We start from the raw sequence: 11,225 nt of genomic DNA, 5'->3' as shown, positions 1-11,225 counted from the left end.
TCTTGCTAACCATCTTGACAAATCCTGTTTGAAATGGAATGAATCAGCCCTGCTTGGAAAGGGGGGATTAAGGGGGGTAATTTGACTTGTGACACGGTAGCTTACCAAGGGGAGGGGCTAGGGGTGGGGTTCTTCTACCTCACAAAAAACACGTTTTATATCATTAAAACCGTGGCAAAGGAAGCGATCGCAGCGACCTTATAAATATTAAAATAAAGCCTGTATTCATTATTGAATCAGGCTTTTAAGGTTTTTTAGGAAATTTGTACGGAGAACTTCAGTTTAATTACCGAATAGCGAATCCTTCCGGTCTGATTGCATCTTCCAAATCGACGCCCATCAGGTTAGCTCCCTGGATGTTTGCATTTGTCAGATTTGTCTTCTCAAAGTCTGCGTTCTGTAGGTTAGCGGTTTGCAGATTGGCTCCCAAGAGGTTGGCTTTTTCTAGGTCTGCATCAAAAAGGTTTGCTCCCATCAGGTTGGCTCCCCAAAGGTTTACCTTGCCTAAATCTGCTCCTTGAAAGTTAGCCCCTTGTAAGTTTGTTTGTTGTAGGTTAGCCCTTTCTAAGTCTGCATTTTGTAAGTTAGCACCTTCCAAGTTTGCTGCTTGCAGGTTTGCGTCCTTTAGCATGGCTCCAGCCAGGTTACAGCCGACACATTCATTGGTTTGTAATAAATGTCTAACGTTTTCTGCTACAGACACTATTGGGGATACAACCGGAGATATCACTGGTGCTGTCACAGGCTCCGTTGGTAATTCAACTGGAGCTAGTTCAGATTCAGTAGGTATGGATGGTGTTAGTGTTTGCGCTCTAGCGCTGGGCTGGATAAGTAGAGTAAATCCCGCTACAACTACCAGAAATACTGCTGTTACGAGCCACTGAGTTAATTTTTTAGAGTTTGATTGATTCATTAGTTCCTTCATAATCTGATTCCTATTGGTGGGCTTGCTTTTATAAGAGCCATCGATAATGTGCTTTATTCTCACTTTAGATAACGGAATCGATAAGAGCAAATATTATTGTTATTCATATTGATAAATTCAAGTGATTAATAAATTTTTTGGGGCGGGAAACGATCGCTGATTTTTTGGCTGACATCAGGAATTGTGATCGCCTCATGCCTAGTTCCCAAGCATTGCCAGACTAGGTAAAAGTCGATATGTTTCACTTTTAATCAAGATAGACAGTCCCAAGTAAATTAAGACAAAGGGGAAGATTTTCCGACCGTAGCGAGTTAAAACAGGAGCCATGAGAGGATTACGAGTCAGGTTGTAAGAGAGTAAGCACCACACCCCAACAGTGAAATAGCAAACACAGACAATTACGCCCAAACTTGGAAGATTGCTACTGGCAAACAACGGTACATAAATTCCAATGTTGTTTCCTCCATTGGCAATGGTAACAGCAGAAACACGGTAAGTTTGAGGATCGCGGATGGTTGCCAATAGTGATTTCTTTTGGCGTCCAGATTTTACGGGAGAGGTGAAGTCAACTGACACTGCTTGTACTGTCTCTCCTTCCTCTTCTCGACTGATAAAATTACTGATACCAATGGCGATGGGAAGCAAACCCAGCAAACCAATCCAGGTGCTGGGAATAATCAGACCGCCGAAGAAACCAGGGAGACTGGCGCATACTAAGGTAGTAAATCCCAGAAATTCACCGATAACAATATGTTTAGGACGAAAGTGACGATTGACTTTCCCGAAGAAAGCTGTCAAATATAAGTTGTCGTCAAAGGTAGTTGCAAAAGCGACAGAGATTCCAATCAATAATGTACTAATTAGCCAAGCCATAATTGTTGCTCACAGTAATGCAATGCTGTTTGTATTAGTCCTTTCTGCTTCTCGATGTGAGGGCAGCTTAGGAGATTTTGTGACTGTTTTTCTAACGACAACCGATCGATATTCGTTATTTATCAGCCAATTACCCAATTTTTAGAGGCATCGCCTCCAATTAAATTGGTGATTTTTTTCTCAGCAAGGTACCTTGGGAGCTCATGAAGTTAATATTATGGCTTTCAGCCAAATAAGAGCAAATACTCTTGTTTTTTAAAATGATAAATAAAAGTGATTGACAACTTTACTCGATGTTTTGGGCTTTGTACCTATTGACACTGATGAGGGGAAAAGGGAAAGAAAAAACCTTTAATATTATGTCCGATTAAAGACTTATCATTAAGACCGCAGAGGAGCGGAGGGGCAGAGGGGATGGGTTTTTGGGCTTTCTGCATAGAGAAAGGGAATTATAACTAATTAGCCGGACATGATATAACCTTTTCTCTAAACCAAATTCTGAGTTCAAAATGCACAAAGCGAGTAATATTGAATACTGAGCTATTGTTTGAGAAACTTCTATGCGTAGTTTACCGCCGTAGGCATCGCTCTTATTGAAGAGAACCTTTGTTAGATGGTAAAGGCTCAGATATCCTTGACGGCTAGCATTCAACATCGGTAATATGACTAATCGCCCTCTGACTTCAGTTTTGAGACGTTCAGTAATGTTGGACTTTTAACTTGTAATTATGCTAACTAGTGTTGACCGTTTATTATTTGTCCGGCGAGTCCCGATTTTTAAGGAATTGCGGGATGATTTTATTGTGCGGCTCACTTCAGTAATGAACGAATTGTCATTCCCAGCTAATTACACCATCTTTCGACAGGGAGAAGAAGGGCGATCGCTCTATATTGTCGTCTCCGGTCGAGTTAAAGTTCACATTGGTAATAAACAGTTGGCAGAGGTGGAACAGGGAAAATACTTTGGTGAGATGGCAGTATTCGATACTCAACCTCGATCTGCCACTGCCACGACTCTAGAACCTTGTGAATTTTTAGAACTGACGCAAGAGCAACTATATGATGCGATCGAAGAAACTCCCGAAATTGCGGTGAATATCATTCGTGAGTTATCCCGTCTGATTCGCAGATTAAACGACGATATGAATGTAACCTCTTTGCGGAGTTAATATACAAATATAGAGACGTAGTAGTACTACGTCTCTACAAGGATTCTGGATAATGTAAAATGTGGTTCAAAATAAATGAAAACTGCTGTAAGTTTGATTATTAAACTCAGCACTCATCACTGCTTATTATTTAGGTTCACCTACACCCGGAGTTTCTTCTTTATCAACTTTAGGCACAAAATCAGGGCGTTCTTTGCTTTCCCAACCTGCGGGGCGTTTCGAATTGTACCAAGCTATTGACCCAATGGTGACAGCAGCAATAAAACCAACGACATACACCAAGGTAAAAGCAACAGGAAAATGAGGGGCAGCATCTATAGCTGGTGCTGCTGTTTGCATAAATAATAAATTCATGAGTATATTCTCCACAGTTAGGTAACACTATTGAACACCCTATAAGATGAGCGTATCACCTAACATCCCTCTGTAGTTTAGTTTGAACAACTTCATATTGCATAAAAAAGGGCAGAGGGGAGGGGGAAGTCGCTGACATATGTAGGTTTGTTGCACCTAGTGGTCTGGCAAGGCAAAAATGTTAGGTGGAGGTTGGGAAAAGGGTAAAGGGAAAAGGGTAAAAGATAAAAAACCTTTTCCCTTTCCCCCTTACCCTTTTCCCCGCCAAGTTGCCTTGGCGAACTACTAGTTGCACCTGTTAGTCTGCCCCACTGCCTCTTGTTCAGCATTTATATCTCTGCCATGCAGACTCGACTATTTGAGCAATGATTTCTGTGTATGTCACACCACCCAAACGTCCCATAAGTGGCAAGTCTGAGCGGATATGATGTAGCCCTGGCAATGGGTTAACCTCCATAAACTGCAACACACCGCTAGGATCGCAGCGTAGATCCACGCGCGCAGCATCACGGCAGCCAAGAGTATGGTAAGCATCCAGCGCCAGTTGCCTTGCTTGTGCTGCCAGTGGTTCGGGATCTATGAGCAAATGATAAGATACCCGTTCCAGATACTCATCTTTGTTGAGGGTGGTGTAGGCAAAAGCTTCCGCTTGCCCTGTAAAAATTACTTCCATCACACCTACTATCTGTGAGTTGCTACCGTTGCCAATAATGCCTACTGTTACTTCTCTACCAGGAAGAAAGGTTTCCACGAGTATTGGTTGCTGAAAAAGTTCGTGTAACGCTTGATAAGCATTTACTAGCTCCTCGCGTTCTTTGACAAGAGAACGCCCAGTTACCCCTTTAGAACTGCCTTCCGCCATAGGCTTAAGGAAAAGTGGCATTGGCAACGACACAGCTGCTGCCTCTGCGGTAGTATTCGCGACCTCAAAGGGAGCTGTCGGCAAACCGCGATCGCGCACTACTCTCTTAGTTAATGCCTTATCTAACGTCAGGGCGCAGGTAAGCGGATCGGAAAAGGTGTAAGGTTGAGCGAATAATTCGCAGATTGCCGGGACTTGAGCTTCACGAGAGCGACCCTTTAAACCCTCAGCAATATTGAAAACCAGATCCCAGCGATCGCCTTTTACCAAACGCAGAGCAAGTTCTCTACCATTACCAACACGTTCAATCTGATGACCTAACTGCAATAGTGCAGTTTCCAGTCCGATGATGGTTTCTTCATCGTCGAACTCCATCACCTCAGAGGCACTGAAACCAGCCTTAAGATAGTCCGCCTTCAGGTCATAACACAGACCAATAAATAACCCCATAGCCCTATAATTCCCAGTGAGAAAGCTTTCTCTGTTAGCTTTAACGTACAAATCAAATATCTTAATTAAGGAATTCCGATTATTAAATCCTTAATTAAGTGAAAATATCTCATCAACAACATCAAACCATATAGGAGATTTATCATCAGGAGAACCGTTGTAGTTGGCAGTAATTTCTTCTCCCGCTTCTATATCTTGATAGGCAATGAGATCCAACTCTCGGTCAGCGAATTTTTTCACATAATAAGTATTGGGATGGTAGGAATGGTTGATCAAGGAAGATAAACCTAGAGCGATCGCCGCAGCTTTATCTTCCCAATCGTAGTAATAGTTGCCCAAAATCGTTTTATCTAGGAATTCAACCTGTTGTGCGGGTATAACAACGACTGGCACTCTCTCAACGAGTTCTCCTTTCAAAAAATGCTTCTGTGCGAAGACACCTCGACCTTTTAGGTTTGTATTACCAACAATCAACATTCCAACTAATCTCCTGCGATTACTTAGTTTTTTGGTTTGCCAAAAATTCAACAGAACCTATTCCAACGTGAGTTCGACAAGTCTTATTTGACCTCTCCCCCAACCCCTCTCCGACACGGAGAGGGGAGCAAAAAGCTGAATTTTTCGTTGCTCCTCCCTTTCCGTTTCGGAGAGGGAGGCTGGGAGGGAGAGGTTCATCGAACTCACGTTATTCCAACTGGCCCTTTTTGATGATGGCGATCAACTCGCGTACACAACTCGCGTACAAATGTATAGTGTTAACCCTACTCCACTGGATCTACATAGGTATACGTCTGGCCTGCCCAATTTTGCACTGTAGCTGTACCATTCTCATAAGCAACTAGAGTCTCAGCTTGAATTGGGACTTTGCCACCACCGCCAGGGGCATCAATTACATAGGTTGGTACGGCGTAACCAGTAGTATGACCACGTAATTTAGAAATTAAATCAAGCCCAGTTTGCACACTCGTTCGCAGATGTGCAGTGCCAACAACTGGGTCGCATTGATAAAGATAATAAGGTCGTACACGCAGCTTGAGAAGACCGTGAAACAGATTCTTTAGGGCTTTTTCAGAATCATTCACACCTTTTAACAGCACGGTTTGGCTGCCTAGAGGAATGCCGCCATCAGCGAGGCGATCGCAAGCTTGTGCGACTTCTGGGGTAAGTTCTTGCACATGGCTAAAGTGCAAAGATAGCCACACACGATGTTTACGAAGCAAGGCAACCAATTCTGGTGTAATTCGCTGCGGTAAAAAACTCGGCACACGAGAACCAATGCGGATAAATTCAATATGCTTAATGGCACGCAACCGCCTAAGCAAATTGTCTAAAGGTTCATCAGCCATCAATAGAGGATCGCCACCGGAAATTAGCACATCACGGATCTCGGTGTGTTCCTCCAGATAAGCGGCGATCGCATCCAACCGTCGCGTTACTGGGTACATCTCACCTTGGCTCACCAAACGAGAGCGGGTGCAGTAACGACAATAAGCCGCACAACTATCTAGGGCAAGTAGCAAAACTCGGTCAGGATAGCGGTGTACGAGTCCTGGTACTGGAGTGTCGCCATCCTCACCGCATGGATCTACCATGTCTGCTGGACTAACTATTAGTTCTTCTTGCCGTGGTATCACTTGTAACCGTAGTGGACAAAGGGGATCTTCTGGATCGAGTAGCGATGCAAAGTATGGAGTTACGGCTACAGCAAACTTCTCTGGTGCAATTAAAAGTCCCTGTTCTTCGGTAGCACTAAGCCTTAATAACTTCTGAAAGTGTTCCAGCTTAGTCAACCGATGCCGCATTTGCCAGCGCCAATCGTTCCAGCGTTCCTGGTTGTAAGTCTCTCCCAAAATCTGACAAATTTCTTCACACCGAATATCAGTTACTAGAGGATCTAGAGTAGTGTTTTTGATCATAATTAGACCTAAATTAAGCTGGGAATAATAAACAAATCACAGCCTAATAGAGTGCGGCGCAAATCCAGCTACCATCTCAATTAAGCAAGCAGACAAATAAGGGTAATTCATGAATTGCCCCTACTCAATTCCCTTGTTAAAGGTAAGCAAATTTCTGTCACAGTGTATTAGTATCTTTACTTAGATTTTTAGTTAAAATAAAAAATTTTACTCCAATGTTAAAATTAAGTGTTTTTCTATACATAATACACTTATGCTGTCATGATAGCGATCGCTCTTAGAGTGTCTTTGTTATCTTGAGTCAGTCAGAATTTCCGGGTTTTTTTAAGTATTAATACATAGATATGTGTAATATTTAATTATGTAAGAATTTTTGGGGCGCGATCGCCCGCTGCATCTGCTCAAAGTATTGTGTGAATTTGAGTGATGTCAGAAAATCCTCCAGAAATTCCAATGCATAGAAAATGTGGAGCCGCCAGAAGTTAAACTGACAGCTTGAGGTAGGGTAAGTAGGTTGGCACAATTAAACCGAACTATACAAAGTTTTGTATGGGTAAAGGGAAAAGGTTAAAGGGTAAAGGTTTTTCCCTTTTACCCTTAACCTTTACCCTTCTTAATTTAGTTATGTTTTTTAGCACCTAATTACTTAACAGAAGGCGATGTCTCCAGTTAAAAAATATACCGTTGTAGGGGCGCAAGGCCTTGTATTGGTGTCAACTTAAGCCGAAAACTATATCGGACAGACGTTTTGCAAATCCCTCACGCCCTCATCCCCCTTCTCTTTAGGGAGAAAGGGGATGAGGGCTATCTTTAATTTTGAATTTTTAACTTGCTCAAGAAGCCACGATCGCGTCAAAATAAGAGTTAAGACGCTGTAATCTAACTTAACAATGGCCATAACGCAGCTTGAGCAAATTTCCCGTCAACTAACACCGCCAAATGAGCGGGGATATGAATATGATTTGGTAATTGTCGGCGGTGGGATTATTGGATTAACTCTAGCTTCTGCTTTAAAAGATTCTGGTTTGAGTATTTTGCTAATTGAGGCGAAAGTGGCATCAGCGGCGGTAGCTAAGGGACAAGCTTATGCAGTTCATCAGCTTTCGTCGCTAATTTATCAAGGAATTGGCGTTTGGGACAAAATGTTACCTCAAATCGCCAAATATTGCCGAGTCCGTCTTTCGGATGCCGATCATCCCGATGTGGTGGAATTTACCACAGATGATATAAATACAGCAGAGTTGGGTTATGTGGCAGAACACCAAGCGCTGTTGCAGCCGTTGCAAGATTTCGTCCAAAATTGCCCCAATGTGACTTATTTGTGTCCGGCGGAAGTGGTAAATACCCAATACCAGCAGAATATAGTCGCCATTGAGATAAAAATTGCCGATCAACTAAAGACAGTTCGCAGCAAATTAGTTGTAGCAGCAGATGGATCGCGATCGCCAATTCGGCAAGCTGCTGGAATCAAAACCTCTGGCTGGAAATATTGGCAATCTTGCATCGTCGCCTTTGTCAAACCAGAAAAACCCCACAATAACACCGCTTACGAAAGATTTTGGTCTAGCGGCCCCTTTGCGATTTTACCTTTACCGGAGAACCGTTGCCGCATCGTTTGGACTGCGCCCCATGAAGAAGCAAAAGCTTTGTGTGCTTTAAATGATGAGGAATTTTTGGCAGAACTAAGCCGCCGCTATGGCAATCAGATGGGAAAATTGGAATTACTAGGCGATCGCTTTGTTTTTCAGGTACAACTCATGCAAAGCGATCGCTACGTTCTCCCGCGACTAGCATTAATTGGTGATGCGGCGCACAATTGCCATCCCGTCGGCGGACAAGGTTTAAATTTGGGTATTCGGGATGCAGCAGCTTTAGCGCAAGTAATTCAAGTAGCGCACAAAGCGGGTAAAGATATTGGCCATATTCAGATTCTCAAAGGTTATGAACGCTGGCGCAAGCTAGAGAATCTGACAATTTTAGGTTTCACTGATTTGTTAGATCGGATGTTTTCTAATAATTTCTTCCCTGTGGTGGTAGTTCGTCGCCTGGGTTTATGGTTTTTGCAGCGAGTACCTGTATTAAAAGTATTTATGCTGAAATTGATGATTGGCTTAAAGGGGCGGACTCCAGAATTAGCAAAACGATAAAGCTTGGGAACGCGATCGCTGATATGTTTACTTTTTAGATTTGCAAAAAGTTAGCGATCGCCTGCGGTAATGGCAGAATAATTACAATCAACAAAGCCATTGCCAGTAACCCCCAAACGTCACGTTTGTTATCCAATTCAGTGACATCATTCAGTGCAGGTTCATCAATCAACGGCATAAATAATAAGATAATCGCCCACACCAAAAATTCTTCCCGAACTAAAGAAAGTAGCAGCAACAACACACGAGCGATTTGACCAATTACGATCGCAGTTCGTTGTCCAAACATTGCATGGACAATGTGGCCTCCATCTAATTGTCCCACAGGCATTAAATTTAAGGCTGTAACAATTAGTCCTAAGAAACCTGCTACTGCAACTGGATGCAAATCGAGGGCTGATGTTGCTGTTAACTGACTTCCCAAAGCTAACTTCGAGAGTATAGCCAGTAAAATTGAATACTTGGGATTGAGAGCATCAGGATTTAAAAGTCGGGTTTTTTCACTCAGGGAAACCACATCAGAATGAGCCAAACCCCAGATTAGTAATGGCAAGGTGACAACAAAACCTGCAATTGGCCCAGCGATACTAATATCAAATAAAGCTTTGCGGTTAGGAATGGGACTACGCATCTGAATAAATGCGCCAAATGTTCCCAAGAAGAAAGGTACGGGAATAAAGTAAGGCAACGTCGAGCGAATCTTGTAAAATTTAGCTGTCAAATAATGCCCAAGTTCGTGAGTGCCCAAAATAGCCATCAGTCCTAAAGCATAAGGCAATCCCTTGAATAAGACTTCTGGGTTAGATAGAAGTTTGAACAAAGATCCAATTTGCCAGATAGGCGGCAGAGTAACACCAGCATTTTCCACTCCCACCAAGGTAGTAGTGATCAAAGTGGCTACTAGCAGCATCAGCGCTAATCCTGGACGAGTTAATCGTTCCTGGTTGCGTCGTGGTGTATCTGTCTGTTTCGCAGCTTGAGTGTTGGGAACTAGGACAAAGAAAGGTTTGCCATTGAAGCCTTCTTGAAAAATCAGCAAGAAGCGATCGCCAAATTGTGCTTCAATATTAGTTTTAATCTGCTGGTAAGCGTTGCTGGCTTTAGTTCGCAACTGACCACGGCAAATCACAGATTGTGGTCGATACTCAATATTTTGAACGTAGTATACAGACCAAGGAAAACAATTTCGCAATTGAGTTTCTTCCGTTGGTTCAATGGGACGCACTATTGGTTCTGGGATAGGCTGGATAGTTAGTTGTGATTCTGAGGCTGGGGTTTGGGCTTCGTCTGTCTGTGTATCTCTTGGTACTTGACGCCCCCATTGAAACAACGCCCAGTACAAGACTGTGCAGACAAATACCGACCACAGGATCAGCCCTGGCGGTGGAGGTTGTTTCGCCCCGTAGATTAGCGTCCATCCACTCAACAGGAATGCTGGTGTCATTAAAACCAGCCACAACAACCATACTGGTGTTCGGGTGATCAGAGCAACGCTGCGCTGCACCATTAAATAAGTAGCAAGCCCCAGCAGGAGGATAAACAGAAACCAAAATGCCATGTTCTCTTCAGTAATTTTGACAAAACGCCCCACCAGTAGCTTCAGCACCATAGCATTAACTACAAGGCAGACCTCAAATCCCAATTTTTTTCACAACGGTTAACAGTGCTGGTTAAGGCTCAAGTTTCAATTCTTGAGAATTTCCACACTGTAATCAAATTGTCCACAACTCCTCAGTTTCGGTTCTTTGATTATGTGCCCTTTACCTCAACAGCCAAGTCATACAACTAAGCCACCACGGGCTGTCTTCCCTGACGAAGTTCTGAGCGGAGGTTCTCTGCAATCGAACTTCGCACAAGAGAGCATTTTTGCCTTTCCACCCAATCGGGACACATTAGGGGGAACCTCTTATTTTATTGTAAGAAATGAAGGCAATATCCTCATAGATTGCCCTGCCCTAGAAAAAACAAATCAAGATTTTTTGCGATCGCATGGAGGCGTGCATTGGTTATTTATCACCCATCGCGGCGCCATTGGCAAGACTGCTGAATTTCAGCAAGCCTTGGGCTGTGAGGTGCTGATTCAAGAGCAAGAAGCTTATTTATTACCAGGCTTAACCGTAACTACCTTTAGGCAAGAATTTACTCTTGATGCTGCAACACAAGTAATTTGGACACCAGGGCATTCTCCCGGCTCATCTTGTCTATACTACAGCAAACTTGGAGGTATATTATTTTCTGGTCGCCATTTACTCCCTAACCAGCATGGTCAAGCAGTACCATTACGGACAGCTAAAACCTTTCACTGGCCAAGACAAATTCAGAGCCTTCGATTATTGTTGGAACGTTTTACACCAGAAACTCTCCAGTATATTTGTCCTGGAGCTAATACAGGCTTTCTGAGAGGCAAGCGGGTCATAGATCGAGCTTATCAACACCTCGCCTCTCTAGATTTACCAACTTTGCTAGGGATACAACCCCTTTAGAGGTAGCAGGGCTAGCTTTAACCGCAAAGGTAAAATTTTGTCAATA

General features: G+C 43.2%; 10 protein-coding genes. 3 read left to right on the top strand and 7 right to left on the bottom strand.

The genetic code is table 11. The features are described from left to right. Positions 1-286: 286 nt before the first annotated feature. Both RMY27_RS13925 and RMY27_RS13920 read right to left on the bottom strand, forming a co-directional pair. A complete protein-coding gene (locus tag RMY27_RS13925) occupies positions 287-913 on the bottom strand; it encodes a pentapeptide repeat-containing protein (RefSeq protein WP_322664076.1) in 627 nt (208 codons plus the stop codon). A gap of 210 nt (positions 914-1,123) precedes the next feature. Next, positions 1,124-1,798, bottom strand: coding sequence for a cadmium resistance transporter (locus tag RMY27_RS13920; protein ID WP_322664064.1), 675 nt, complete (start codon positions 1,796-1,798; stop codon positions 1,124-1,126). Between the two features lie 728 nt (positions 1,799-2,526). Between RMY27_RS13920 and RMY27_RS13915 the strand changes: the two genes are divergently transcribed. Further along, entirely contained in the window at positions 2,527-2,967 is a 441-nt protein-coding gene (locus RMY27_RS13915) for a Crp/Fnr family transcriptional regulator (RefSeq protein ID WP_069074674.1), read from the top strand. 126 nt (positions 2,968-3,093) lie between these two features. Here RMY27_RS13915 and psb35 read toward each other — a convergent pair whose 3' ends face one another. The 4 genes from psb35 to RMY27_RS13895 all read right to left on the bottom strand — a co-directional run bounded on the left by psb35 (position 3,094) and on the right by RMY27_RS13895 (position 6,549). After that, the gene (psb35, locus tag RMY27_RS13910; RefSeq protein ID WP_322664062.1) at positions 3,094-3,321 is read right to left on the bottom strand and encodes a photosystem II assembly protein Psb35; all 228 of its coding nucleotides are present in this window, start codon (positions 3,319-3,321) and stop codon (positions 3,094-3,096) included. 322 nt (positions 3,322-3,643) lie between these two features. After that, positions 3,644-4,633 carry a D-alanine--D-alanine ligase gene (locus RMY27_RS13905; RefSeq protein WP_322664061.1) on the bottom strand — a complete coding sequence of 330 codons (990 nt, stop codon included), beginning with the start codon at positions 4,631-4,633 and terminating at the stop codon, positions 3,644-3,646. A gap of 90 nt (positions 4,634-4,723) precedes the next feature. Further along, positions 4,724-5,110, bottom strand: coding sequence for an SET domain-containing protein (locus RMY27_RS13900; RefSeq protein WP_322664059.1), 387 nt, complete (start codon positions 5,108-5,110; stop codon positions 4,724-4,726). A gap of 284 nt (positions 5,111-5,394) precedes the next feature. Next, the gene (locus RMY27_RS13895) at positions 5,395-6,549 is read right to left on the bottom strand and encodes a KamA family radical SAM protein (RefSeq protein ID WP_322664057.1); all 1,155 of its coding nucleotides are present in this window, start codon (positions 6,547-6,549) and stop codon (positions 5,395-5,397) included. 890 nt (positions 6,550-7,439) lie between these two features. Here RMY27_RS13895 and RMY27_RS13890 point away from each other — a divergent pair. Beyond that, positions 7,440-8,696: an FAD-dependent hydroxylase gene (locus RMY27_RS13890; protein ID WP_322664056.1), complete on the top strand. Its 1,257-nt coding sequence runs from the start codon at positions 7,440-7,442 to the stop codon at positions 8,694-8,696. A 34-nt stretch (positions 8,697-8,730) separates the two neighbouring features. On the opposite strand, the gene RMY27_RS13885 is transcribed toward RMY27_RS13890, so the two are convergent. Continuing rightward, positions 8,731-10,254 carry a site-2 protease family protein gene (locus RMY27_RS13885; protein ID WP_322664074.1) on the bottom strand — a complete coding sequence of 508 codons (1,524 nt, stop codon included), beginning with the start codon at positions 10,252-10,254 and terminating at the stop codon, positions 8,731-8,733. 193 nt (positions 10,255-10,447) lie between these two features. On the opposite strand from RMY27_RS13885, the gene RMY27_RS13880 reads away from it, so the two are divergent. Continuing rightward, the gene (locus RMY27_RS13880) at positions 10,448-11,179 is read left to right on the top strand and encodes an MBL fold metallo-hydrolase (RefSeq protein WP_322664055.1); all 732 of its coding nucleotides are present in this window, start codon (positions 10,448-10,450) and stop codon (positions 11,177-11,179) included. Positions 11,180-11,225: the final 46 nt, after the last annotated feature.

Source organism: Nostoc sp. DedQUE09 (assembly GCF_034530915.1).
In the GTDB taxonomy this organism is placed as follows: Bacteria; Cyanobacteriota; Cyanobacteriia; order Cyanobacteriales; family Nostocaceae; genus Nostoc.
This window is presented reverse-complemented; position numbering and strand designations above follow the sequence as displayed.

Excerpts from the sequence above, each read along its gene's own strand:
- RMY27_RS13890 (WP_322664056.1), top strand. The coding sequence starts at position 7,440 with ATGGCCATAACGCAGCTTGAGCAAATTTCCCGTCAACTAACACCGCCA.
- psb35 (WP_322664062.1), bottom strand. The coding sequence starts at position 3,321 with ATGAATTTATTATTTATGCAAACAGCAGCACCAGCTATAGATGCTGCC.
- RMY27_RS13925 (WP_322664076.1), bottom strand. The coding sequence starts at position 913 with ATGAATCAATCAAACTCTAAAAAATTAACTCAGTGGCTCGTAACAGCA.
- RMY27_RS13920 (WP_322664064.1), bottom strand. The coding sequence starts at position 1,798 with ATGGCTTGGCTAATTAGTACATTATTGATTGGAATCTCTGTCGCTTTT.
- RMY27_RS13880 (WP_322664055.1), top strand. The coding sequence starts at position 10,448 with ATGTGCCCTTTACCTCAACAGCCAAGTCATACAACTAAGCCACCACGG.
- RMY27_RS13905 (WP_322664061.1), bottom strand. The coding sequence starts at position 4,633 with ATGGGGTTATTTATTGGTCTGTGTTATGACCTGAAGGCGGACTATCTT.
- RMY27_RS13900 (WP_322664059.1), bottom strand. The coding sequence starts at position 5,110 with ATGTTGATTGTTGGTAATACAAACCTAAAAGGTCGAGGTGTCTTCGCA.
- RMY27_RS13895 (WP_322664057.1), bottom strand. The coding sequence starts at position 6,549 with ATGATCAAAAACACTACTCTAGATCCTCTAGTAACTGATATTCGGTGT.
- RMY27_RS13915 (WP_069074674.1), top strand. The coding sequence starts at position 2,527 with ATGCTAACTAGTGTTGACCGTTTATTATTTGTCCGGCGAGTCCCGATT.
- RMY27_RS13885 (WP_322664074.1), bottom strand. The coding sequence starts at position 10,254 with ATGGCATTTTGGTTTCTGTTTATCCTCCTGCTGGGGCTTGCTACTTAT.